Here is a 23,446-nt window from a genome sequence, read left to right as displayed (position 1 = left end):
GTCAGCCTCGGTGAACGCCCCCATCCTTCCAACGGCCCCACAGCCCTCGAAAGACGCCCCTGCTCACTCCGACGTCCCACGGGCAACTCATAGTTCCCGGCGCCCCGGCCCGAGCCGGTCGCTCCGTAGCATGGGGAAGGCGTGGTGGCCCCGGTATCGGCGGGGCCACCACCCCTGTGACGGCCCGTCAGGTCGACCCAGGGCCCGCAGGGTCTCGCCGAGCACTTTCACGGCGCTGGTGTACTGCGTGTAGATGTCCAGCCGCAGCCGGAGGGCTTCTTTGTCGTCCTCGCGCTTCCAGCGGTTCCGGTCGGCTATGAGGGTGGCGACGATGCCGATCGCGGCGCCGGCCAGGGTGGAGAGCAGGGGCAACCTGTCCATGCGGGCCACCTTGGGCCATCCCGTGACGGCGGTGCCGGGGGACGCCGGGACCGGACCCGCCGACCGTCCGTATCGCGCCTGCCGTCCAGGGAATTGACGGCCCGTCACTCCGCCGCTGCCGCCGCTGTGTGGAAGGCGTGGCGGACGGCGGTGATGCCGTCGGCGGTGCGGGAGGGGTGGACGCGGTTGGTGAGGAGGACGGCGTAGCGGGCGGTGGCGGGGTCGATCCAGAGGCTGGTGCCGGTGAAGCCGGTGTGGCCGAAGGAGTCGGGGCCGGGGGAGGTGCCTACGGGTGAGCCGACCGGGTCCTGGCCCTGCCAGGCGAGGCCGCGGCGCAGGGCGAGGTGGTCGGTGTGGGGGGCCGTCATCAGGGCGAAGGTCTCGGGGCGCAGCAGTTCGCGCGCGCCGCCCGCGAGCGACCGGCCGAGCCGTTCCACGTCGGCGAGAGGGGCGAACAGCCCGGCGTGGCCGCCGACTCCGCCGAGGACCACGGCGTTCTCGTCGTGCACCTCGCCCACCACCACGCGTCCGCGCCAGGGGCAGTCCTCGGTGGCGACGGCCCGCGCGCGGCCCGCATCGTCCGGGTTGAAGCCGGTGTCCTTCAACCCGAGCGGCGCGCAGACCAGTTGGTCCACGAGCTCGTCCAGCGGCTCGCCCGCCGCGCTCTCGGCGATGAGGCCGAGCAGGATGAAGCCCTGGGAGGAGTACTCGACCCGGGTGTCGGGCGCCGAGCGCGGCGGCAGGAGGCGCAGCGCCTCCAACAGGGCCTCGCGCGTGGGGTGTTCGCGGTAGAGCTGGACCTGGCCCGGCAACCCCGAGGTGTGCGTGAGTAGTTGCCGTACGGTGAGGTCGGCCTTGTCGCCGCCCCGGTAGGCCGGAAGATACCGTCCGACGGTGCCCGCGAGGTCCAGCGCGCCGCGGTCGACCAGGGCCATCACGGCGAGGCCGACGACGGGTTTCGTCACCGACGCCAGGTCCCACAATTCGTCGCCGGTGAGCGCGGGTCCGTCCCAGGCGCGGGTGCCGGTCCAGCCGCGGTCCAGCGGACCCGCCGACGTACCGACGGACCAGGCGGCGCCCGAGTACGCGCGGCGCGTACGCCCGGCGGCGACGATCTCCCCGAGCGCGCTCCCGCCCCCGACCCGGGCCCCGAGTCCGGCCTCGACTCCGGCCCCGACTCCGGCCCCGACGCCAGCCCCGACCTCGACTCCGGCCCCGCCCCCGACTCCGGCCCCGCCCCCGACCTCGACGCCAGCCCCGCCCCCGACCCCGCTCACGCCAGCTCACCCGCCTCGGTGTCCACCACAAGAAACGGCGTCGCGGGCACGCTCCCCAAGATGCCTCCCGCCGCGCCGACCGGGCCCCTGCCCAACACACCGCCCGAGCCGCCCACGCGACCCGAGCCGCCCACACCGCCCAGCCCCCCCGACACCGTACGAGCCGCCGCCCGCACCATCGGACCGAACATCTCCACACTGCGCTCGTCCAGCGTGAAGGTCAGGCCGCGCACGCCGATCGCGCCCACCACCCGCCCCTCGCCGTCGAGGACCGGCGCGGCCACCGACCGTACGTCCGGCTCGTCGTACTCGTCGTCCACGGCGTAACCGGTGCTCGCCGCGTCCCGCAGCAGCGCGCGCAGCTCCGCGGCCTCGGTGAGGGTGCGCGGGGTGCGCGCGGCCAGCGGCCCGGCGTCCAGCAGCGCCGCCGTCTCGTGCGGCGGCAGCGCGGAGAGCATCGCGAGCCCCACCCCGCTGCTGTGCAGCGGGACCCGGCCGCCCGGCCGCCCGCTCATCCGGTACTCGCTGGCGGGCTCGGACTCCGCCAGCAGGACGGCCTCGTCGCCGTGGCGTACGGCGTACTGCGCGAGCAGTCCGGTGCGCCGCCGCAGGTCGTCCAGGACCGGGCGGGCGAGCGCGAGGTCGCGGCTGTCGTGCAGCGCGGCGGCGGCGAGCCCCAGCAGCCGGGGTCCGGCGCGGTAGCTGCCGCCCTCGGCGGGCTGGGCGAAGCCGTACTCGGCCAGCGTTCTCAGATGGCGGTGGACGGTCGGTTTGGTCAGTCCTGTGCGTCGTGCGAGATCGCCCAACCGGTGGGGGCCACCGGTCTGTACGAGCGCTTCGAGCACCTCCATCGCCTTGTCGACGGGACCCTTCGCGGGCTCTTGCTCGCTGGCTCGGGTGTTGACCGCTTTCGACATGTCGCTTAGCTTAACCCAACCGCATTCCATCTGCCGGAACGGATGTGTTGTTCAATGGAACGAATACGTCAAGGGCGGGCCGTGGACCGCAGCCGTCCGCGCCGTCGCGACGTCCTGCGCCTCGGCGGCCTGCTCGTGCCGGCCATCGCCGCGCCCGGGCTGCTGACGGGATGCGGCGCCAACCCGGCGAGCGGCGCGGGCAACGTCCTGCGGGTCTCGCAGCCGGGGGACCCGGTGACCATGGACCCGCAGAAGCAGGGCGACATGGTCTCGATGAACGCCCTGATCAACATGTTCGACACCCTCACCACCCGCGGGCAGGACAACACCCTCCACCCGCGGCTCGCGCTGACGTGGACGGCGCGCGACGAGCGCACCTGGCGGTTCACGCTCCGCCCCGGCGTGACGTTCCACAACGGCGAGGTGTGCGACGCGGCAGCGGTCAAGTTCTCCATCGAGCGGCTGCTCGACCCCAAGACCAAGTCACCGATCGTCGAACTGCGGTACGTGAAGAGCGTCTCGGTGGTCGACCCGCTCACCGTCGACGTCCACACCACGCTGCACGACCCGATCCTGCCCGACAAACTCTCCCTGTTCGGCGGCGTCGTCGTGCCGCCGCGCTATCTGGCGGAGGTCGGCGACCGGGGCTTCGCCGCCCACCCCGTCGGCACCGGCCCCTTCACGTTCGTCAGTTGGCAGCGCGACCACGAACTGCGCATGCGGGCCTACCCGAAGCACTGGTCAGGCCGCCCGCACGTGGACGAACTGGTCTTCCGCCCGGCGCCCAACGCCTCGTCCTCGCTCGCCGCCCTCCAGAGCGGCGGCGTCGACCTCGTCGCCGGACTCACCCCCGACGCCGCGCAACAGCTCGACGGCTACCCCGGCGTCACCCTGGACGCCTACACCGGCATCCGCACCTCGTACCTGTCCCTGAACACCCTGGAGAAGGGGCCGCTCAGCGACCGGCGGGTGCGCCAGGCCCTCAACCACGCCATCGACGTACCCCTGTTGATCAAGGCGGTGCTCGGCGGCAAGGCGCGCGAGGTGCCCGCGATGATCCCGCACGGCGCCTTCGGCTTCGACCCCTCGGTCAAGCCGTTCACCCGCTCGGTGGAGACCGCCCGCGCGCTGCTCGCCGACGCCGGATACCCGCACGGCTTCAGCACCACGCTCACCGCCTCCAACAACGACTCCAACGTCGCCGAGGCCCTGTCCGGACTCCTCTCCAAGGCCGGTGTACGCGCCAAGGTCAGCCTTCTCGACCCCGGCACGTACGCCGGCCGGCTCACCTCCACCAACCACTCGGCGCTCGGCCCGATGTACCTGGCCGCCAGCACCATCTGGACGCTGGACGGCGAGAGCATGATCCAGTCGAACGTCCGCAGCGACCGCAGGCAGAGCCGCTGGCACTCGAAGGAGGCGGACCGCCTCGTCGACATCGAGGAACTCTCCGTCGATCCCGCCAAGCGCACCCAGGCCTTCGCCGACCTGCAACGGCTGATGCAACAAGAAGCGCCGTTCGTCTTCCTCTACCAGCTCGACAACATCTACGCCCGCAACCGACGGCCGCGTTGGAAGCCAGGCCCCGCAGGCGTCCTCGACATGTCGAGCGCGGAGGTCTCCCGATGACCGACATCTCCCTCCAGCGACGGCCGTCCGCCGCCGACGGCGAGCCGCGCGAACGTACCCGCGACCGCGCGGGACTGCGGCTGCTGCGCACCGTCCTGCTCAGGCTCGGCACCGCGCTGCTGGTCCTGCTCTGTACGGCGACCGTCTCGTTCTTCCTCGTCCGGCTCTCCGGCGACCCCGTCAAGCTGCTGCTGCCGCCCGACGCGACGGCCCAGCAAGAAGCCGTACTGCGCGGGTCGTTGGGCCTGGACCGGCCGCTGTTCACCCAGTACCTCGACTTCCTGTGGGGGCTGCCGCGCCTGGACTTCGGCAACTCCCTCTTCTACAACGAGCCGGTACGCACCGTGCTCGCCGACCGGCTGCCCGCCACGCTCCAACTGGCCGCCGCCGCACTGGTGGTGACGCTCGTCGTCGCGGTCCCCGCGGGCATCTTCGCGGCGATGCGCCGCGGCAGGGCCTCCGACCGCACCGTGATGACCGGCGTGCTGCTCGGCCAGTCGACCCCGCCGTTCTGGGTCGGCATCCTGCTGATCCTGGTCTTCGCCGTCGGACTGCACGCGCTGCCCGCCTCCGGCTACGGCACGTTCGCCAACCTCGTGCTGCCCGCGGTCACCCTCGCCGTGTACTCCGTCGCCGTCGTCGCGCGGCTGCTGCGCTCCTCGCTGATCGACGTCCTGTCCTCCGACCACATCCGCACCGCCCGCGCCAAGGGCTTCGGCCCGGTCAAGGTGGTGCTCACCCACGGCTTGCGCAACGCGTCGCTGCCGGTGGTGACCGTGGTCGGCCTGGAGGTCGGCAGCCTGCTGGGCGGCGCGATCCTCACCGAACAGGTCTTCTCCTGGCCCGGCGTCGGACAGCTGACGATCGAGGCCATCTCGCACCGCGACTTCCCGCTCGTCCAGGCCACCGTGCTGTTCTTCGCCGCCACCTTCGTCGTGGTGAACCTGCTCGTCGACCTCTCCTACAGCTTCCTCGACCCGAGGGTGAGGACGTCCCGATGACCGTCACATCACCGGCCGTCGCCGCACCGGCGACGACGGCGGGGCCCGGCCCGCGCGCCGCCGCCCTGCGGACCCTGCTGCGCAACAAGCTCGCCGTCGTCGCGCTCGCCGTACTCACGGTCATGCTGGTCTTCGCGGTCTTCGCACCGCTGATCGCCCCGCACGACCCCAACGCCCAGGACCTGCTGCTCCGGCTGAAGCCGCCCGCCTGGCAGTCCGGGGGCAGTGGCGCCCATCTGCTCGGCACCGACCAGCTCGGCCGCGACATGCTCTCCCGCGTCATCTACGGCACCCGGATCTCGCTGCTGGTCGGCGCGGGCGCGGCGCTGCTCGCCGGAGTGATCGGCACCGCCGTCGGACTCGCCTCCGGCTACTTCGGCGGCTGGCTCGACCGGGTGCTCATGCGGCTCGCCGACGTCCAACTGGCCTTCCCCTCCATCCTGCTGGCCCTGGCCGTCGTCGGCTTCCTCGGCTCCGGGCTCTGGTACGTGATCCTCGTGCTCGGCTTCACCGGCTGGGTCTCGTACGCCCGCGTCGTGCGCTCCGAGGTGATGTCGCTGCGCTCGCGCGACTTCATCACCGAGGCCCGCGCGATCGGTGTCACCGACGGCGCCATCATGCGCCGCCACCTGCTGCCCAACGTGATGGCGCCGCTGGCCACCATCGGCACGCTGCACATCGCGGCGGCCATCGTCGCCGAGGCGTCGCTGAGCTATCTCGGACTCGGCGTGCCCAAGGAGACCGTCACCTGGGGCTCGATGCTCGCCGACGGCCAGCTCTACCTCGGCACCTCCTGGTGGGTCGCGGTGTTCCCGGGCATCGCCCTGATGGTCACCTCGCTCGCTGTCAACATCACCGGCGACGCCCTGCGCGACGTCGCGGACCCGAAGGCGTACCGCCGATGACAACCGACCGCACGAGGCCGACCGACCGCACGAAACCGACCGACCGTACGAAGCCGACCGACCGTACGACACGGGCCGGGGGCGTACCGGCAGAGGTCGGAGCGGCCAAGTCCGTTGCAGGAGAGGCCGCTTCGGGCGGAGGCGCACCCGCCCGCCCGGAACCCGTACTCGAAATCACCGATCTGAGCGTCGACTTCAGGCTCGACAGCTCCACCGTGCACGCCGTCCAGGGCGTCAGCCTCCAGGTCGGCGCGGGCGAAACCCTCGCCGTGGTGGGGGAGTCGGGCAGCGGCAAGACGGCCACCGCGCTGTCCGTGCTCCGCCTCAACCCCGAGCCGCCGTGCGTGTACGCGGGCGGTGAGATCCGCTTCGGGGGACGCGACCTGCTCGCCGTGAGCGAGAAGGAACTCCGCGCGGTCCGCGGCCACGACATCGCCATGATCTTCCAGGACCCGATGACCAGCCTCGACCCGCTCCAGCGGGTCGGCGCCCAGGTCGCCGAAGTGCTCAGGCACCACAGGGGCGTCTCCCGCGGCGAGGCCAAGGAGGCGGCCGTCGCCGCGCTGGACGAGGTCGGCATCCCCGACCCCGAGCGGCGCTACCGGCAGTATCCGCACGAGATGTCCGGCGGCCTGCGCCAGCGCGTGATGATCGCGACGGCGCTGGTCGGACGGCCGCGCGTGCTCATCGCCGACGAGCCGACCACCGCGCTCGACGTCACCGTGCAGCGGCAGATCCTCGACCTGCTCGTCGCACTCCAGGAACAGCACGGCATGGCCGTCGTGCTGATCACCCACGACCTCGGAGTCGTCGCGGAGACGGCCGACCGGGTCGTGGTCATGAACGCGGGCCGGGTCGTGGAGAGCGGGGACGTCATGGACGTCTTCGACCACCCCGCCGAGGACTACACACGGCGGCTGCTGGACGCCACCCCACGATTGGAGTCGGCATGACGCTGCTCGAACTCGACGGACTGCGCAAGGAGTTCGGCGGCAGGCCGGTCCATGTGGCGGTCGACGACGTGTCCTTGACCGTGACCGAGGGCGAAACCCTCGCCCTGGTGGGCGAGTCGGGCTGCGGCAAGACCACCCTGACCCGGCTGCTGCTCCGGCTGATGGAGCCGACCGCCGGAAGCGTCCGGTTCGACGGCCAGGATCTCGCCGCCCTCTCCTCGGCCCAACTGCGGTCCGTACGGCGCCAGATGCAGGTCGTCCTCCAGGACCCGTACTCCAGCATGAACCCGCGCATGCGGATCTCCGACATCGTCGCCGAGCCGCTGGTCACCCACGATCCGGACGCCCGCGGCAGACGCGGCCGGGCACGTACCCGCGAACGCGTGGGCGAGCTGCTGGAGTCGGTGGGGCTGCCCGCGACGATCCAGGACCGCTACCCGCACGAGTTCTCCGGCGGTCAGCGCCAGCGCGTGTCGATCGCCCGCGCGCTCGCCCTCGAACCGAGGCTCGTGGTGCTCGACGAACCCACCAGCGCGCTCGACGTCTCCGTGCAGGCGCAGGTGCTCGACCTCCTGGCGGAGCTGCAACAGCGCCTCGGCCTCACCTATGTCTTCGTCTCGCACAACCTCGCCGTCGTCCGGCAGGTGGCCGACCGGGTCGCCGTCATGCGGCACGGCAAGCTGGTGGAGGTCGGTGCCGCGGCCGATGTCTTCGGCGATCCGCAGCACCCGTACACCCGGCAGCTGCTGGACGCCGTGCCCGTACCCGACCCGCGCCGCGCCCGCCGTACGCGGTCCCGCCCCCGTACGGAGGCGGTCTAGAGGTGGGGCCGAGGAGGGGACTCGATACGGGGCCGGAAGTGGATCCGGAAGTGGATCCGGAAGTGGACGCGGCGGCGGGACCGGTGGTGGACTCCGCGGCGGGACCGGCGGTGGGCCTAGAGGTGGGAGAGCACCAGCCCCGCGCCGCCCAGCAGCGCCACATCGTCCACGGCCGCGCCGCTCACCAGCACCTGCGGCAGCTCGGCTCCCGCGGAGGCTCCCGCCGAGGCGACATCGGAGCGCAGCCGTTCCTCGATCAGCGTCCGGAACCGTTCACCGCCCTCGCGCGCCTCGCCGTGCAGGACGAACAGCCCGGGCGCGAACAAGTGCTGGACGTTGATCAGCCCCAGGGCGACGTTCTCCGCGTACTCCTCGACCGTCCGGCGGGCCGCCTCGTCGTCGCGCTCCACCAGCGCGGCGAGCGTGGCGCCGTCGCCGAGCCCGGCCGCCCGCGCGCGCTCGCGCAGCCAGCGGGTGGTGGCCACCGTCTTCCAGCAGCCGCGCCCGCCGCAGGTGCACGCCTCGCCGCTGGCCGACACCGTCATATGGGCGCCGCTGCGCCCGCCGGCCGGGGCCAGCACCTGGCCGTCGTACAGGATGCCGACGCCCAGCACCTCACCGGTGGACACCGACGCGAACGTACGGCGGCCACGCCCGGCACCGAACCAGCGGTCGCCGAGCACCTGGAGCCTGGCCCGGTGCTCGACCCGTACCGGGGCGCCGGTCAGCGCCGCGAGCCGGGCGGTCACCGGATAGCCGTGCAGCGCCGGTACGTCGTTGACCTCGGTGATCAGACCGGCGCCGGGATCGACGATCCCGGCCGCCGCCACCCCGACCCCGACCGGGTCGTACCCGGCGAAGACCTCGGCGGCCAGCGCGAGCGCCGCGTCGATGTCGGCGGGCAGGGCCGTGGCGGCGTCGTACGACGCCTCGGCCCGGCGCAGCACCGCGCCGGACATCGTCAGCACCGCCGCCCGGACCCGTCCGGGCACCAGTTCGACAGCTCCGAGCGTCCGCGGCGGCCGGGGCGCGACCGTCCCCGGCGCGGGCTCGGGCACCAGCCGCAACGGAGAACCTTCATGGACCATGCGCCGACTCTGCCACGACACGGTTTCCGGGAGGTAGCGCTGTGAGAGATCTGACCCGGCTGACCTGGCGCGAAGTCCGCGGGGCCGGGGCGACCGGAATCGCCCTGCTGCCCATCGGATCGCAGGAGCAGCACGCCGCCCACCTGCCGATGGGCACCGACACGCTCCTCGCCGAGGCCGTCCTCGACGCCGCCGCCGCGCTGCTCGACCGGGACCCGACGCCCTCGGAGCTCGTACGGCTGCCCGCCCTCCCGTTCGGCCACAGCCCGCACCACCTGTTCGCCGCCGCCGTCTCGCTGTCCGCCGCCACGCTCGGCGCCGTACTCGACGACGTACTGGACTCCCTGGTGACCAGCGGTTACCGGCGGATCATGGTCGTCAACGGGCACGGCGGCAACGACGAGATCATGCGGCTGGCCGTGAAGCGCTTCGCGCTGCGCGCCGACGTCACCGTCGCGGCCTGCTCGTACTGGACGGTCACGGCCGGTGACGACGAGCCCGACGGGGGCAGGCCCGAGGTGACCCCGGGGCACGCGGGCTGGTTCGAGACCTCCCTGATGCTCGCCGCCCACCCGGAGCTCGTACGTACCCCGGTCGCCGCCCGCGCCCCGGTCGATCCGCCGCCGCTCTTCGACAACCCGCCGTATCCGGGCCTGACCGTGGAGCGCCACGGCGAGTGGGCGCGGGTCGGCGGATCGACCGACGACGCCTCCGGCGCGGACGCGGGGGCCGGGCGCCGGCTGCTGGCCGACCGGGCGGTGGGGCTCGCGCGGGCGATCAGGGCTTTTGACGAGGCGACTGCGGGGGCTTTCGACGCGGTCACCGTACCTGCGGCCGACGACGTGACCGCTGTCCCCGCGGCCGACGCGGCCACCGCTGTTCCCGACGCGGCCACCGCTGTCCCCGACGCCACCGCTGTTCCCGACGCGGCCACCATCCGAGCTGAGGAGAAGAATGAAGATCACTGACGTCGACGTATGGGTGGTCAATCTGCCCCTGCTCAACCCGTTCACCAGCTCCTTCGAGACCAAGACCGGGGAGACCAGGACGGTCGTGCGGATCCGCACCGACGACGGTGTCGAGGGCTGGGGCGAGACGATGTGGGGCCGGCCCGTCGCGGCGATCGTCCGGGCGATGGCCGACGATCTGATCGGCACCAGCCCGTTCGCCCTGGAGAGCTTCCACCGCAAGCAGCACATGGTGCCCTTCTTCCACGGCTACCTCGGGTACGCGGCGATCGCCGCTCTCGACGTGGCCTGCTGGGACGCCATGGGCCAGGCCACCGGCCAGTCGCTCACCGACCTGCTGGGCGGTCCCGTACGCGACGAGGTGCCGATCACCGCCCTGGTGACCCGCGCCGACGCGCCCGGCGCGAGCGCCGCCACCCTGCCGGGACAGCTCGCCGAGCACGCGACACGGGTGGTCGAGGAGGGCGGCTTCAGCGCCGTCAAACTCAAGGGCACCACCGATGTCGCGGGCGACGTGGCCATCCTGCGGGCACTGCGCACCGCCCTGCCCGGCGTCAATCTGCGGGTGGACCCGAACGCGGCCTGGTCCGTACCGGACTCGGTACGCGCCGGGATCGCCCTCGAGGAGCTGGACCTCGAGTACCTGGAGGACCCCTGCGTCGGCATCGAGGGCATGAGCCAGGTGAAGGCGAAGGTCCGGATACCGCTGTGCACCAACATGTGCGTCGTACGGTTCGAGGACTTCGCCCCCGCGATGCGGCTCAACGCGGTCGACGTCATCCACGGTGACGTCTACAAGTGGGGCGGTATCGCCGCCACCAAGGCGCTCGCCGCCCACTGCGAGACGTTCGGGCTCGGCATGAACCTGCACAGCGGCGGTGAGCTGGGCATCGCCACGGCCGCGCATCTCGCGGTCGTCTCCAGCACCCCCGTGCTCTCCCGTGCGATCGACAGCATGTACTACCTGCACGCCGATGACATCATCGAGCCGCTGCACCTCGCGGACGGCCGTCTGCGAGTACCCACGGGGCCCGGCCTGGGAGTCAGCGTGGACGAGGACAAGCTGCGCCACTTCGCCGAGGCCAACGAGCGGGACGGGGATCTGACCAAATGACCAAGGAAGCGGTACACACCGCCCACGCGCCCCAGCCCGCCGGCGCCTACAGCCAGGGCGTCGTCGCCGGCGGCTTCCTGCACACCGCCGGCTTCGGCCCCAAGGACCCCCTCACCGGCGAGGTCCCCGAACTCGTCGGCGACCAGACCCGCCAGGTCCTCCGCAACCTCACCGCCGTCCTCGCCGAGCGTGGCCTCACCCTCGACGACGTCGTCAAGGTCACGGTCCACCTCCAGCACCTCCACCGCGACTTCGCCGCCTTCGACGCCGCCTACCGCCCCTTCTTCACCGCCCCCTACCCCGTCCGCACCACCGTCGGCTCCGACCTCATGAACATCCTCGTGGAAATCGACGTCGTCGCCGTCCTCCCGACCGACTGAGCCACCCGCTCCGACGGTTCTCCGCGGTTCCTCGCGGCTTGTACGGGGATCCCTGCCCCGGCCGCGGCGAACCGTCCGGGGCGCCGGCGGTCGGAAATCCAGTGGAACAACTGCGAGCGCGCGTCGTCAGCAGCGCGAGGTACCAGGAAGGCGAGACGCCGGCCGAGGACGCGGCGCAACTGCTGGCCGAGACCGGCGAGGTGCTGGACGCCCTGGAATCGCTGATCCGGCGGATCAACCGGACCAACGCCGCGGTGGAGATGGGTCAGGACGGTACGCTCACCGACGCCCTCGCCCGCCGCGATGTCCTGCGGTTGCGCCACTCCGTTGCCACCGCTGCGGCGGACGCGGCAGGGCCCGCCGTTCGGGATGCATCTCGCCCGGGTGGCGAAGGTCGTCTCGGGACGGTCCGACGCGGCGCTCACCGCTGCCGGTGGGTCACTGCGCGCTCTTCCTCCAACTCCGCGACGCCGCCGTCGACTTCGACCGCCGCCTCCGACTCGGATTCACCCCCGCCGAACTCGCCGCCGTCTCCGCGGCCCTCGACCGCCTCGCCTCGAACATCACCGACTGACCAAGCGCCGCGCGGTTCCGCTGCCCTGCCATGACGGGCCAACGTCCCATTGCCCGGTGAGAGCGATGGCGGAGGACATGGGATGCGAACTCGGGAGGGGCTGCCCCCAACGCGCTTTCCTGCGGGCCGCAGCGTCGTTCACGCCTGCCACACCCTCTGCGCGGGGTCCGACGAGGGCGCCTCGCCCGCGTGCGTGGCCGATCCGTAAGTCTTTACCCGAGGTCCGGGACGGCGCTGGCGTGGGCGGCGAGGACGCGCCAGGTGCCGTCAGCGTGGATCCAGGTGCGGGTGTAGCGAAGGCGTGCCTTGAACGGATGTCCTCCGGCGGTGCCTTCAAGCCCGGCCAGTACGCGGGTGATCCCGGTGGAGTCCACCACGGTCACGTCCAGGTCCTGCTGGTCGAAGACCTCGACGGCCAGGGTCCTGGACCTGTGCGCTCCCAGGTCCTCCTCCTTCGTCACGGTGCTGCCGTCAGGCCCTGTGTAGACGACACGATCGTCCAGGAGCAGGTCCAATGCCCGTGCGTCACCTGATCGAACAGCGGCTTGCAGCCTCTGCTCGGCATCGTGGAGCGCGGCTTCAAGAGCCCCCTGGTCCATCCCCATCCCCGTCCTCCTTGCCTTGGCCTTGCCAGGCGACGGCACACGCCTTCACCCAATGCGAGACCTGCCCCGCCCCGACGTGGCCGGACTCGCGTCCTGACCGGCCAGCCCTGCGGAGAATACGTGATCCGAACTCGTGAGGGGGTGCCCCCAACACGCTTTGCCACGAGGCACGGCGTCGATCGTGGAGGGACGGGCACGTATGGACCTGCGGCGGAGCGGCAGACACGTCGCCGTGCCGGATGTCGCCGGACGCCGGGCACCGCTCGCGGCACCGTCCCCCGCCCCGACCGGGAGCGGCTGCTGGACCTGGCCCTCGCGGAGGTCGTGCTCCACAGCGCCGGTTCGCTTCAGGTCCAGCGCCGGCTGCGAGCCCTGCTCGACACGCTCGCCGCATCCGTACCGCGGTCCAGCGCGGCCATGGTGGCGGCCTGCCGCGCCATGCTCGACCACGCCGCCGCAGACATGCCCGACCCGGCCATGACCCCCATGACCCCCATCGCCACCACCCCCGAGCCCCAGGGCCTCGGCGGCCCGGCATCGCGCCTAGGACGCTGAATTCGACGTCAGCGCGGTCATCAGCTGACGCATCGTCGGAACGAGGATCGGCCGTAGGAACGTCGTGTTCGCCTCGACCGGGCGCACGAGGGCGCCGTCGGTGGCCGGGGGTGTCCCGGAGCCCTGCCATTGGCGGGTGCCGTCGATGGTCAGGGAGAGGACCGCGTCGCCGTCCAGGACGCGCACGGTCTGGCGGGTGTCGCTGAGGACGGAGAACGCCAGGTCGCCGAGGCCGGTGACCGGCCTGGCGACGCCGGAGACGGTGGGCGACGCGTAGGTGCCCGGCCCGGCGACGACGTTCCCGGGGCTCTGGACGCGGCCCGCGTCCTCGAACTCGGGGCGGGGATCGGTCTTCTTGTGCAGGTCGACCGTCACCGTGGCGGCATACCGAGTGGTCCAGCCGTCGCCCGCGGAGGTCGTCCCGGACAGCACGCACGACGCATGATCGAGGGTCGGCCCCCTGAGTACCGAGCCGGGATCCACGTCGTACCGCTGGAGTGCCAGGGCCTCGGTGAACGGCTCAAGGTTCGCTGTGGTGCACGTGTTGCCAAGGACGCGGTATCCGTGCAGGTCCGGGGAGTGATCGCGGCCTTGTCCGATGCCGGCGAGGACCGCCGCCCAGACCGCGGAGGTCGCCACGACCGAGACCACCACTCCCGTCCATATCCGTCGCCGCGCCGAGCGGACCGGCGGTGCCCCGCCAGGCAGGCGGTCGCTCGCCGGCGGGCCACCCCCGGCGTGCTCGGATGCCGGGTCCGCGGCGCCGGTCAACTCAGGCTCGGTGATCACTCGGGTCCCTCCTGTACTCGTCGCCCACGTCGGCGCCGCCGCCGAGTCCGGCAGTGACGCCGCCCCGTGCCGACAGCGCCGCACGGGCCCCAAAGGTGACGGCCACCCCTGCGCTACCGGTGAAGCGATGCGGGCCAAGTGGCCTGTGGGCTCGGAATGTTACCGGCCGCACCCATGACCGGACCGAGCCGCCCGCGGGACGACCCCCGGACAGGTCAGGCTGGTGAAGTGGCGGGGCGCGCAGCGTCTCCAACCGTGCTCGTTCCAGCGATCGTGGCGCTGCCGGCCTGCGCGTCGGCCTGCGCGTCGGCCGGGGAGTCGGCGGCTGTCGCGGCGGGGACGAGGACGATCTTGCCCACCGCGCGGCGGCCCTCCAGATCGGCGTGGGCGTCAGCGGCGCGATCGAGCGGGTAGCGCTTGACCAGCGGTTCGAGTCCGCCGTCGGCGGCTGCCTGGATCGCGCGGGCCTGCAGTTCCTTCATGGTGCCGGCGCGTCGCAGCAACTGGGGGCCGATCGCCCAGATCACGGTGCTCGCGTGCCCGATGATGTCGTCGGTGGTGAGCTGGGTGGCCGTGCCCGATGACCAGCCGTGCAGGAGGAACTTCCCCCCGGGGCCGAGAAGGTCGAACGCCTGGCGGCCGGTGGTCCCTCCGACGCCGTCGAACACGATGCTGATCTCTTTGTCGCTGAGGGCATCGTGGACCGCGTGCGGCCAGTCCGGGTCACGGTAGTCGGCGGCAATGTCGGCACCAAGTGACGTGGCCTGCCGCGCCTTCTCCGGGCCGCCGGCCACGCCGACGACGGTGACGCCCTGGCGGTGCAGCGCCTGGATGAGCAGGGCTCCGACGCCGCCGGCCGCCGACGTGACCAGCGCGACGTCCCCGGGCTCGGCCTCGGCGACATCGAGAAGTCCGAGCGCGGTCGAGCCGGTGGTGATCATCGCCACCGCGGTGTCCGCCGCCATCCGGTCGGGGATGCGGTGCAGAGCCTCGACCGCGGCCACCGCCTGCTCGGCGTAACCGCCGTGGGCATCAAGGGTGCCGACCACCGAGCGGCCCAGCCAGCTCTCGTCCACGCCCGGGCCCAGCGCGCCCACGACGCCGGCGACCTCGCCGCCCAGCACGACGGGCAGCGCAGGGGCGGGATGAGGTCCGATTCCGCGGCCCGACCGCAGCCTCGTCTCGATGACGTGGACGCCGCTGGCCCGGACGTCTATGCGGACCTGCCCCTCGCCGGGGACCGGTGGGGTGACCTGCTCGTACCGGAGGTTCTCGGCGGGTCCGTACTCGTGGAGCCTGACTGCGTACATGGGTGTTGCGCCTTTCAGGAGGAGCCGGCCGACGAGGCCGGCTTCCGGGCGTGCGGGCCGGTCGCGATGGCGGCATCGGCGGTGGCGGTGTGCGGGGTGCGGCCCGGCGACCTGGGCGAGGACAGCACCCAGCCGGCGAAGGCTTCGGCGCCGTCCACGATCGCCTCGGAGCGCGGCGAGTGGTAGAGGTCCATCACGTGCTGTCCGCCGGGCAGTTCGGCGAGGACCACGGCGTTGTGCGATACGTCGCGCAGCCGGCCGACGAAGCTCCGGGCCCCCTCGACGGTGCCCAGCGGGTCCCTGGTGCCGTGGACGACCAGGAACGGCGGCGCGCCGGCATTGAGGTACCGGTAGGGCTGCTCCTGCGGCGGCGTCTCGTCGGGCTGCTCGCCGAAGAAGTGGCCGTAGTAGCCGTAGAAGCAGATCGCTGCGCTCACCGAGGTGTCGGCGTCCTCGAAGCCGGGCTGGAACGCCGGGTCGTTCGGGGTGAGCGCGCAATGAGCCGCCAGGTTGGCGCCGGCCGAGCCGCCCGCCACGAACACCCTCGACGGATCGGCGCCGTACCCGGAGCCGTGCTCGCGGACCCAGGCGATGACCTTCTTGGCGTCGATCTGGTGGCCGGGGAAGGTGGTCTGGGGCCGCAGTCGGTAGTTGGCGCTGATGCACACCCATCCCTGTCCGGCGAGCCGGTGCAGCAGGGGACGCCCCTCGCGGCTCTTCGCGCCGCTGGAGTAATGGCCGCCGTGGAAGTAGATCAGGACCGGAGCGCCGTCCGGTGCGTCGCGGCGGCGGTAGAGGTCGAGCAGATTGCGGCGCCCGGCGTCCCCGTAGCGGATGTTGGCGATCCGCTCCACGCCGCGCGGTCGCAGGAGGCCCGGTGGCGGCAGCAGCAGGATGCGGGCCCAGGCCCGGTGGCGGCGCGGCGGCGCCTGCACGTGATCCCGCCAGTCGGCCCCCAGCCCTTCCCGGAGGGCCTGCCCGACGGCCCGGTCCGACCGCACGCCGCGCCAGGCGGCGACGGCCAGCCCGATGACGGTGGCGGCGGCCACCCCGACCACCGCCCGGGCGCCCGTCGACCCCAGGTCACCCTGGGCCGCGGCGAGTGCGGTGGAGGCCACGAGGGCGTATATGGCCACGAACGGCAACTCGTTGGGGAGCAGACCGAAGACGAAGCTCATGCTCGCCACCGGGCCGGGCCGACGCGGGGAGACAACGGCGAAGAAGGTGCACCAGGCGATGAGCGCCACGGTGATCAGATAGCCGACGGGCACGAAACCTCCAAGGACGTGGACCCCGACCGAGGATCGCAACCACATGCGTGTGAACGGAGGGCTGCTGGTGTGACCTGGTCGAGAGCGGCTGCTCCGGCGGTCACGCCGTCCTCCTTGGTCCGGCTCGATGCACGGATGAGACGATACGTTTCGTATCGCTGGAGCATGGCCGAGGAACCGACGCAGTGTCAAGACGAGACGTTCCGTCTAGTTCGTCTATGCTGAGCGCATGCCCAAGGAGCCGGACGCGGCGCGCCGCAGCGAGCGCAGCCGCCGGGCGATCCTCGCCGCCACTGAGGAGATCTGCCGGGAGAACGGCTACGGGCGGCTGACCATCGAGGCAATCGCCACGCGTGCCAGAGTGGGCAAGATGACCATCTACCGGTGGTGGCCGTCCAAAGGCGCCATTGTGCTGGACCTCCTCGACCAGACCGCGAACGTCGCAGCCGACCCGCCGGACAGCGGAGACCTGGCCGCCGACCTGCACGCCCTGCTTGCCGAGGTCATCAGCATCCTCACCCCGCCGTTCACCTCACCCGCCATCGGACTGATCGCCGAGGCACTGCACGATGCCGACCTCGCCAACGACCTCCGCGAACGCCTCATCCGGCCGCGCATCGCCACGTTCAAACAGCGCATCCGCCGCGCTCAGGACGCGGGCGAACTCCCGGCGGACGCGGACCTCGACGTGGCACTGGACCTGTTGTACGGCCCGCTCTACCACCGCATGGCCCTCCACCTCGGCATGCCGGACCCCGACTACCTCGACACCCTCATCGCCCACGTCCTGCGCGCCCTGGCAAGCACGAACGCGGGACCGCCGCCGGCTCGTGGCCGCCGAGGCGGTCCGGCGCAAGCAACGCCTGGGCTCCGCTAGGAAGCGGCGCTCGCATGGTTCTACCCGGCGCCGACGCCTGCCCCGGCCACCCGGAGCCGCCCAGCGCCACCGGGGCACGTACGCAACGTCGTTGGCCCCCCACCGCGGACGATGGGGCCCTTCGACATCGTGCCCGGTGAGGCACTGGCGGAGGATACGAGATTCGAACCCGTGAGGGGTTGCCCCAACACGCTTTCCAACGGGTCGCCTTGGTATCCAGGGAGAGGCGGGGACGTCCTGACCTGCGATGGAGTGGTCGGGCGAAAGGCGTACGGACGCCGATGAACGGGCACGAATGAGACCAGGGCTGAGACGGGGGCGGGCGGGTCACACCTGCTTGACGACGATCGTGTCCGGGACCAGTTTCTCCAGGTCGTCGACGTCCGAGGTGAAGACGGTGACCTGTCCCCTCTGCTGTCGCGCGATGACGGCGAGCACTGCGTCGATCGCGTACTTGCGGCCATGGAGCTTGGCGTCGGCCAGGAGGCGGCGGGCCCGGCGGGCCTCTTCCTTTCCGACGTCAGCCACCTTGAGCCGGGAGAGCACCCAGTCCCACCGCTGCTCGGTGGTCCTGCCGTCGTGCGCCTCGACCAGGGTCATCGGAGACGTCACCACGTCAGCCTCACCCCTGGGCGGCGAGTGGCGCTCACGCCGGAGTCGGTGCGCAGAGCCGGGCCATCGCATCGGCCGATCCACCCGCCGGGGCGGATCGGCGCACGACCGGGCGGATCGCCGCAGGACGTCCTTCTGGGCCACGGTGGCGGGTCGGCCCCTGCGAGCAGACCCGTCCGGAACAGAACCGCGGCCCGCCCCTTCCGCTCGCCCGTCCGAACCGCCGCGCCCCGACAGGCGGCCGAAGTCGCCGCGGGGCGAATCCCCAGCGCACACGCCCGGAGCCTGTGCCTCCGGGACGCCTAAAAAGGGCGGGGCGCACCCGGCCGTCCGCCTCAGCCGTACGAACGCGGTACGCGGAATGTATTCCGTTTTCTGCCGGACTGAAAGCGTGCCGAGTAAAACCACGTGCTGTACAGAATCTGATTGTGTCGGCCACTGGAAAAATTGTTTGACATGCGTGGACGCGGTAGTTAATTTGACGTGCCATGTCGTTTTCGGACGGCGCAGTATCCAGGGGTGGGGTTCTCCATGAAATTACGTACACTTCTCGTGTCCGCCGTGATTACCGCGGGGACGATGATCGGATTCTCCTCTGCGGCCTCTGCGGCCTCTGCGGCCTCTGCGGCCTCTGCGGCCTCTGCGGCCCATGCAGACAGCCCGACGGCCGCACCGGCCACCGCCTCCGACTTCCATTCCGTCCTGACGGTCGACGGGAAGCGGATCAGCCTCGACGCCGGCCACGCCGGGGTCACCCCCGCAGGCCAGCCCACCGGGCAGGTGCTGCCCTGCGGCACACAGAACACCTTCATCGACGCCAACGGCACCTACACCGTGCAGCACGCGTGCGGCGGCGCGACCGCCTCCTGGTCGTACCGTCTCAGCACGACGGCCTGCGCGACCGCGGCGGGAACCGTCAACGAGGCCGGCCAGATCTGGGCGCTCAACGGCGTCACCAAGCCCAAGCAGGCCCCGCATCCCGGCGTCATCTGCCGGTACGTCTTCCACGGCACCTACAATCCGGCCCGCGACAACAACAGCATCGCGTATTCCGACGTCATCACCTGGGCTGTTCCCGGCGGAGGCGTCGCTACCCTGCAGTACTATGGCCACTTCAAGCTTTCCGCCTATCCCTGCTCGCCGACTTCCTGCTGAAAGGCGACGTTCCTCATGCCCGAGCGTGGTGTCGTCCGTTTCTGGCTCGACGACGAAGGATGGGGAGTCATTGATTCCCCATCCGCTCCCGGCGGCTGCTGGGCCGGTTTCGCCGCGATCGAAATGCCAGGGTTCGCAAAACTCCACGAAGGTCAGCAGGTCTGGGTAACCATCGGCGACGGTCCTCAGGACGGGTACGACTACCTCGCCGAACGCATCACCCTTGAGACACCGGAAACGTAATCCGCATAACTGCGGGAATTTCCCCGGGCTCACACCCCGTTCACGCGGGCCGTCGGGACCGCTCCGACGAAACGGATCGGGCGGGACCTGTGGATTGCGTCACGCCTCAGCAGCCGTCGTCGGCATGTGCGACGGCGGCTGCTCGGCCATGCCACGCCCGGTGGAGCTCATCAACGCGGCACTGACCGGCTCCGATGCCGACGATCTCGCCCATCTCGACGGTGCCTTCGAGCGGCACCGCGGCGGCTGTCGCGGTCGTCCTCCCACCGTCGTCCTGACGCAGATGCGGGATGACCTCGACCTGCTGCGTGACGTCCTCGGCCGGCCGTGTGCCGCCGCGGCGCGAGCGGACCTCGCTCGAACCGCCGCCGGGATCACGGGGCTTGTGGCGATCATCCAGCCCGACCGTAGCGACCAGCGTGACTCGCACGGCTGGTTCACCACCGCCGAGCGGGCCGCCCGCGAGTCCGGCGACCGGCAGACGCTCGCCTGGGCACTGGCCCGTCACGCGATGGTCCCCCTCAACTACGGTGCCCCGAAGGCCGCCGCCGATCTCGCCGGCCGGGCCCGGGCCGAAGCCGGGCAGAGTCCGTCCGCCGCCGCGGCCCTGGCGGCGGCCGTCAACGCCCGCGCCCTCGCCGCCATCGGAGACCAGCAGGGAGCACTCCGCTCCGTCGCCACCGCGCGCCTCATCGCGGAGCACCTGGACGGAACCCAAGCCGCCGACACCTGGTTCGGGTATCCGGCGCAAAACCACCACGTCCACCTGTCGCAGGCATTCACGATCCTGGGCCGTACGCGCGAGGCGTACACCGAGCAGGAAGCAGCGCTCGCCCTCACCCGCTCCCCGTCCGTGATGACCCGCGCACTGCTGGAGATGGACGCCGCAATCTGCCTTCGCACCGACGGCGCCCCCGCCGCGGCAGCCGACAAGGCGGTCGCCATCTGGAAGCGCCTGCCGGAGGCGTACCGAGACGGCCTCCTCCGAACGCGAGCCGAGACCCTGCGCCAAGCCCTTCCCGGAGCCGCCCACCCCAGGATCGGCGAGGCGCTCGCGACCTGATGACTGATACCCAGGGCTCTCCTGAACCGGGGTGAATGCCACCCGGACTGCGATCCTCAAGGTCCCCCTTGACCACAGGCGCTACAGGGCTCCGGGGTGATCATTCGTCGGCAGTGCGACCGTCTGCCCTGGCTGGGCACCGGGGTACGCGTCCACGATGAGGTTCAGTTGCCGCTGGATGTAGAAGACGTTCAGCCCGAAAACGAACCACAGCAGCATGCTGATCACCGGGCTGCACGTCACAGGAATACCGGCTCGGCGCTGGGCCTTCGCGATCGCTTCCCCGGTGTTGTAGTACGAGATCAGCGGCGCGACGATCGTCCAGCCGAGAAGCAGCATGACCAAAGTGCTGCCCGCAGGACTCAACCTGACCTGCTGGCGGTCGTACTGCTTCAACTCCTTGTGGATCTTGAAATACCAGACCAGATGGTAGATCCCGAGGGTCAGGAGCGGCCAGAGCAGCCAAACCACCACGGATCCGCGGTACTTCATCGCGGAACCACTCGCTCCGAGGGACGGATCCTCTGTTGTCCCCGGCGTTGGCGTAAGTGAATAGCCGGGTGGGACTGCCGTTGGGCTCACTGGCGTGCCGTGCGCGGCAGCGGCCCTTGAATCGTCCATGGGAAACTCCCTGGATCGAAAGATGCTCTTACCAGACTATGTCTGGTGTGCGCGCATCGCATGCCCTGGGGAACTCAGGTCGGCACGGAGTTGGACCGGAGACTCGCCGGCTCAAAGCATGTGGCGCAACCGAATTCGTCGTCGTAACAGCCCACGGAGACACCGCCTGTGGACGAAGACCAGAACAACGAGGGCTGAGAAGACACCGCCGGCCCCCACCACGAACGGTGGGGGCCAACGACGTATTGCCCGGTGAGAGCAAGTGCGGAGGATACGAGATTCGAACTCGTGAGGGGGCGCCCCCAACACGCTTTCCAACGGGTCACGTTGTCGACCGCCGGTGGACGGGTACGTACCGACCTGCGGTGGACTGGTCGGCGGACGGGTGGCCGGACGCCGCTGGACGCCGGCGAATGAGACCAGAACTAAGACCAGTGACCCTCAGGCGGCGTGCGCGACGAACTCGACGGTGGAGGTATCGCCGTCGAGAGCGATGTTGAGTGAAGCGTCGAGGGCTTCGGCGAGCCGGGCGAGGAGCGGAAGGGTGGGGACAGTGCCGCCGAGTTCGAGTTTCGACACCTGGGGCTGTGTCATGCGGGCTCGCTTGGCGAGTTCGGTCTGGGAGATCCCCAGTTCGGTCCGGCGGTCGTACACCGCTTGTCCGAGGTCGAAGGCCATCCGAATCTCGGTGCGCATCGCTGCCACCTCGGGAGGCTCGGTGTGGCCTTCCGCGGTCTTCCGCTCGCGGGCGAGTTTCCACTGAGCGTGGTTCACAGGTCCGCTCCCTTCATGACATCGCGAGTGAACTCGTCGTGCGCGCTGTGCCGCTCGGCTTCGCACGTCTTCCTGGCCTGTTTGGCCCGATCCACTTCCGCATCCTCCCGCATCCGCGTCTTGCGGAACACGGTCAGCAGCACGATCCGGCGATCGGGGGCGAGCCAGTACGTCAGACGGACGGCGTTGCCGTCGTGGCCGAGGCTGAATCGGAGTTCGCGTAAGCCCTCACCCAGGTGTCGGGCGTACGGCTCGGACAGCGTGGTCGGCGCGTCGAGCAGGCGTTCAGCCGCATGCTCGGCTACGAGCTAGTCGCGGTCGGACAGGTTGTCCAGCCAGTGCCGGACTTCCGGTTCGATCTCGATCTCCCAGCCATCGCCCATATAGTCGACTGTATAGATAGTTAAGTGTATCGACAAGCGTAGGCGGCTGATGTGCTCTACCGGCTACGCGTATGCCGTCAGGAGGCGGCTACGTCTTCCGTAGCCAAGCCTCGAGAGCGGTGAAGTCCGCATCCGTGATGCCGTAGCGGTGGTCGATGCGGTGGAGGAGCGTTCGAGCGGGGTGATGTGCCTCCACCCAGACGCGGTCGTTGTCGGTGATCTCGTCGTCGAGCCAGGCGAAGGGGCGGTCGGTGGCCCAGTTGATGAGTGTGCGGGTTTTCCAGTGGAGGCCGGCTGGCTCGGGTTCGTCGGACGGGTCCGGCCAGGTGACCGCGGGGAGCTGCGGCAGACCCAGCAGTGGCGCGAGGCAGTCGTTTGCCTCGGACTCCCACGTGGTGGCCCACACCAGGTCACACGGCAGCGCCAGCAGCCGCGGCCCGAGCGCCGGATCGACCCTGGCCAGCAGCGGGTTCGCACCCGCCTTCTGCGGCCGGTACGTCGGATAGCCCTCCGGGTACGGCTCCCGTGTCGCCCCGAACGGAATGAGTGGACCGTCAACGTCCAGGAACAGCAGCGGATGCTGGGTGGAAGGGATCACGGCAGCACCGTAAGTGCCACGCAGGCGCTTCGCCGACAGCAATCGGGACCACATGCGACGTTGGCCCCCGCAGCAAGCTGCGGGGGCCAACGACATCGTGCCCGGTGAGGCACTGGCGGAGGATACGAGATTCGAACTCGTGAGGGGTTGCCCCCAACACGCTTTCCAACTCTCCGTTCCGGCGTACGCCGGGGTTCGTCACCGTCCTGAGCTGGGGCTCAGTGCGGGCTGGCGTGTCCTGTGGATGCACGTGAACGGGGGTGAATGCAACCCGAATTGCAACCCTCCGGGGTGCAGGGTGCTGACCCTGTTGGACCAGTGGTTCGGTGTTGCGCGTGCGGTTCCTGAAGCCGGGGTCGTGCGGAGAGAGCGTGGGCGGCGGCGCCGCGTGGTGATGTTGATGCGGTGCTGCCCGGGGTGCTCTCTCTTCTGCAAGCGCTGGATACTTTCCTTGTCGGCCCTACTCTGTTCGCTGGGGAGGTGGATCTCGCCCCGAGGACGGGATGCGCCTTTTGTGGCTTCTCTGAAGTTGGTTCTGCACGGCTTAGGTTCATAGGAGACCGCAGGCCAATCAGACTGCTC

25 protein-coding genes and 3 pseudogenes are annotated in these 23,446 nt (G+C 70.9%); 15 read left to right on the top strand and 13 right to left on the bottom strand.

Features of this window, described 5'->3' with window-relative positions:
• Positions 1-87 precede the first annotated feature (87 nt).
• From ACFZBB_RS25300 to ACFZBB_RS25290, 3 genes are all read right to left on the bottom strand, one after another.
• Positions 88-381, bottom strand: a complete 294-nt coding sequence (locus ACFZBB_RS25300) for a hypothetical protein (RefSeq protein WP_391126542.1) — start codon at positions 379-381, stop codon at positions 88-90.
• 104 nt (positions 382-485) lie between these two features.
• The gene (locus tag ACFZBB_RS25295) at positions 486-1,496 is read right to left on the bottom strand and encodes a serine hydrolase (protein WP_391126974.1); all 1,011 of its coding nucleotides are present in this window, start codon (positions 1,494-1,496) and stop codon (positions 486-488) included.
• Between the two features lie 158 nt (positions 1,497-1,654).
• A complete protein-coding gene (locus tag ACFZBB_RS25290) occupies positions 1,655-2,575 on the bottom strand; it encodes an IclR family transcriptional regulator C-terminal domain-containing protein (RefSeq protein WP_391126539.1) in 921 nt (306 codons plus the stop codon).
• A 54-nt stretch (positions 2,576-2,629) separates the two neighbouring features.
• On the opposite strand from ACFZBB_RS25290, the gene ACFZBB_RS25285 reads away from it, so the two are divergent.
• The 5 genes from ACFZBB_RS25285 to ACFZBB_RS25265 are packed head-to-tail and all read left to right on the top strand — an operon-like array spanning position 2,630 to position 7,884.
• Complete coding sequence (locus ACFZBB_RS25285) at positions 2,630-4,204, top strand: ABC transporter substrate-binding protein (protein ID WP_391126536.1); 1,575 nt, start codon at positions 2,630-2,632, stop codon at positions 4,202-4,204.
• Positions 4,201-5,205 carry an ABC transporter permease gene (locus ACFZBB_RS25280; RefSeq protein WP_355335820.1) on the top strand — a complete coding sequence of 335 codons (1,005 nt, stop codon included), beginning with the start codon at positions 4,201-4,203 and terminating at the stop codon, positions 5,203-5,205. Before ACFZBB_RS25285 ends, ACFZBB_RS25280 begins: the two co-directional genes overlap by 4 nt.
• Complete coding sequence (locus tag ACFZBB_RS25275; RefSeq protein ID WP_391126532.1) at positions 5,202-6,110, top strand: ABC transporter permease subunit; 909 nt, start codon at positions 5,202-5,204, stop codon at positions 6,108-6,110. Before ACFZBB_RS25280 ends, ACFZBB_RS25275 begins: the two co-directional genes overlap by 4 nt.
• Positions 6,107-7,063 (top strand): ATP-binding cassette domain-containing protein, encoded by a 957-nt coding sequence (locus tag ACFZBB_RS25270; RefSeq protein ID WP_391126529.1) that lies wholly within the window; start codon positions 6,107-6,109, stop codon positions 7,061-7,063. The genes ACFZBB_RS25275 and ACFZBB_RS25270 overlap by 4 nt, the downstream gene beginning before the upstream one ends.
• Positions 7,060-7,884, top strand: coding sequence for an ATP-binding cassette domain-containing protein (locus ACFZBB_RS25265; protein ID WP_391126526.1), 825 nt, complete (start codon positions 7,060-7,062; stop codon positions 7,882-7,884). Before ACFZBB_RS25270 ends, ACFZBB_RS25265 begins: the two co-directional genes overlap by 4 nt.
• Positions 7,885-8,000: 116 nt before the next feature.
• On the opposite strand, the gene ACFZBB_RS25260 is transcribed toward ACFZBB_RS25265, so the two are convergent.
• The gene (locus ACFZBB_RS25260; protein WP_391126523.1) at positions 8,001-8,972 is read right to left on the bottom strand and encodes an ROK family protein; all 972 of its coding nucleotides are present in this window, start codon (positions 8,970-8,972) and stop codon (positions 8,001-8,003) included.
• 41 nt (positions 8,973-9,013) lie between these two features.
• On the opposite strand from ACFZBB_RS25260, the pseudogene ACFZBB_RS25255 reads away from it, so the two are divergent.
• From ACFZBB_RS25255 to ACFZBB_RS25235, 5 genes and pseudogenes are all read left to right on the top strand, one after another.
• A pseudogene (locus ACFZBB_RS25255) lies at positions 9,014-9,772 on the top strand (creatininase family protein); the annotation flags it as partial.
• 154 nt (positions 9,773-9,926) lie between these two features.
• Positions 9,927-11,054, top strand: coding sequence for an enolase C-terminal domain-like protein (locus ACFZBB_RS25250; protein WP_391126520.1), 1,128 nt, complete (start codon positions 9,927-9,929; stop codon positions 11,052-11,054).
• Positions 11,051-11,434, top strand: a complete 384-nt coding sequence (locus tag ACFZBB_RS25245; RefSeq protein WP_391126517.1) for a Rid family hydrolase — start codon at positions 11,051-11,053, stop codon at positions 11,432-11,434. The genes ACFZBB_RS25250 and ACFZBB_RS25245 overlap by 4 nt, the downstream gene beginning before the upstream one ends.
• Before the next feature lie 101 nt (positions 11,435-11,535).
• Positions 11,536-11,787: pseudogene (locus ACFZBB_RS25240) on the top strand (DIP1984 family protein); the annotation flags it as partial.
• An 80-nt stretch (positions 11,788-11,867) separates the two neighbouring features.
• Positions 11,868-12,008 carry a hypothetical protein gene (locus ACFZBB_RS25235; RefSeq protein WP_391126994.1) on the top strand — a complete coding sequence of 47 codons (141 nt, stop codon included), beginning with the start codon at positions 11,868-11,870 and terminating at the stop codon, positions 12,006-12,008.
• Between the two features lie 212 nt (positions 12,009-12,220).
• Here ACFZBB_RS25235 and ACFZBB_RS25230 read toward each other — a convergent pair whose 3' ends face one another.
• Entirely contained in the window at positions 12,221-12,607 is a 387-nt protein-coding gene (locus tag ACFZBB_RS25230; RefSeq protein ID WP_391126971.1) for a DUF4440 domain-containing protein, read from the bottom strand.
• Between the two features lie 330 nt (positions 12,608-12,937).
• Here ACFZBB_RS25230 and ACFZBB_RS25225 point away from each other — a divergent pair, with 330 nt between their 5' ends.
• Positions 12,938-13,168, top strand: coding sequence for a hypothetical protein (locus tag ACFZBB_RS25225; RefSeq protein WP_391126514.1), 231 nt, complete (start codon positions 12,938-12,940; stop codon positions 13,166-13,168).
• On the opposite strand, the gene ACFZBB_RS25220 is transcribed toward ACFZBB_RS25225, so the two are convergent.
• The 3 genes from ACFZBB_RS25220 to ACFZBB_RS25210 form a co-directional block, all read right to left on the bottom strand.
• Positions 13,157-13,819, bottom strand: coding sequence for a hypothetical protein (locus ACFZBB_RS25220; RefSeq protein WP_391126511.1), 663 nt, complete (start codon positions 13,817-13,819; stop codon positions 13,157-13,159). The genes ACFZBB_RS25225 and ACFZBB_RS25220 overlap by 12 nt on opposite strands.
• Positions 13,820-14,172: 353 nt before the next feature.
• On the bottom strand, positions 14,173-15,267 hold the full coding sequence (locus tag ACFZBB_RS25215; RefSeq protein WP_391126508.1) for a zinc-binding dehydrogenase: 1,095 nt from the start codon (positions 15,265-15,267) through the stop codon (positions 14,173-14,175).
• Positions 15,268-15,281: 14 nt separating this feature from the next.
• Positions 15,282-16,538: an alpha/beta hydrolase fold domain-containing protein gene (locus tag ACFZBB_RS25210; RefSeq protein ID WP_391126505.1), complete on the bottom strand. Its 1,257-nt coding sequence runs from the start codon at positions 16,536-16,538 to the stop codon at positions 15,282-15,284.
• 229 nt (positions 16,539-16,767) lie between these two features.
• Between ACFZBB_RS25210 and ACFZBB_RS25205 the strand changes: the two genes are divergently transcribed.
• Positions 16,768-17,415, top strand: a complete 648-nt coding sequence (locus ACFZBB_RS25205; protein ID WP_391126502.1) for a TetR/AcrR family transcriptional regulator C-terminal ligand-binding domain-containing protein — start codon at positions 16,768-16,770, stop codon at positions 17,413-17,415.
• Positions 17,416-17,742: 327 nt separating this feature from the next.
• Here ACFZBB_RS25205 and ACFZBB_RS25200 read toward each other — a convergent pair whose 3' ends face one another.
• Positions 17,743-18,027, bottom strand: coding sequence for a hypothetical protein (locus tag ACFZBB_RS25200; protein ID WP_391126499.1), 285 nt, complete (start codon positions 18,025-18,027; stop codon positions 17,743-17,745).
• 519 nt (positions 18,028-18,546) lie between these two features.
• On the opposite strand from ACFZBB_RS25200, the gene ACFZBB_RS25195 reads away from it, so the two are divergent.
• From ACFZBB_RS25195 to ACFZBB_RS25185, 3 genes are all read left to right on the top strand, one after another.
• On the top strand, positions 18,547-19,182 hold the full coding sequence (locus tag ACFZBB_RS25195) for a hypothetical protein (protein ID WP_391126496.1): 636 nt from the start codon (positions 18,547-18,549) through the stop codon (positions 19,180-19,182).
• Between the two features lie 15 nt (positions 19,183-19,197).
• Positions 19,198-19,425 carry a cold shock domain-containing protein gene (locus ACFZBB_RS25190; RefSeq protein ID WP_391126494.1) on the top strand — a complete coding sequence of 76 codons (228 nt, stop codon included), beginning with the start codon at positions 19,198-19,200 and terminating at the stop codon, positions 19,423-19,425.
• Between the two features lie 160 nt (positions 19,426-19,585).
• A complete protein-coding gene (locus ACFZBB_RS25185) occupies positions 19,586-20,488 on the top strand; it encodes a transcriptional regulator (protein ID WP_391126491.1) in 903 nt (300 codons plus the stop codon).
• Positions 20,489-20,569: 81 nt separating this feature from the next.
• On the opposite strand, the gene ACFZBB_RS25180 is transcribed toward ACFZBB_RS25185, so the two are convergent.
• The 4 genes and pseudogenes from ACFZBB_RS25180 to ACFZBB_RS25165 form a co-directional block, all read right to left on the bottom strand.
• Positions 20,570-20,962 carry a DUF4234 domain-containing protein gene (locus ACFZBB_RS25180; protein WP_391126488.1) on the bottom strand — a complete coding sequence of 131 codons (393 nt, stop codon included), beginning with the start codon at positions 20,960-20,962 and terminating at the stop codon, positions 20,570-20,572.
• Positions 20,963-21,550: 588 nt separating this feature from the next.
• Positions 21,551-21,883 carry a helix-turn-helix domain-containing protein gene (locus ACFZBB_RS25175; protein ID WP_391126485.1) on the bottom strand — a complete coding sequence of 111 codons (333 nt, stop codon included), beginning with the start codon at positions 21,881-21,883 and terminating at the stop codon, positions 21,551-21,553.
• Positions 21,880-22,266 (bottom strand): annotated as a pseudogene (locus ACFZBB_RS25170) (type II toxin-antitoxin system RelE/ParE family toxin). Before ACFZBB_RS25170 ends, ACFZBB_RS25175 begins: the two are co-directional and overlap by 4 nt.
• Before the next feature lie 88 nt (positions 22,267-22,354).
• Positions 22,355-22,864, bottom strand: a complete 510-nt coding sequence (locus tag ACFZBB_RS25165; RefSeq protein ID WP_391126481.1) for an HAD domain-containing protein — start codon at positions 22,862-22,864, stop codon at positions 22,355-22,357.
• Between the last annotated feature and the right edge of the window lie 582 nt (positions 22,865-23,446).

It is taken from the genome of Streptomyces sp. NPDC008139 (assembly GCF_042957025.1).
GTDB lineage: Bacteria > Actinomycetota > Actinomycetes > Streptomycetales > Streptomycetaceae > Actinacidiphila.
This window is presented reverse-complemented; position numbering and strand designations above follow the sequence as displayed.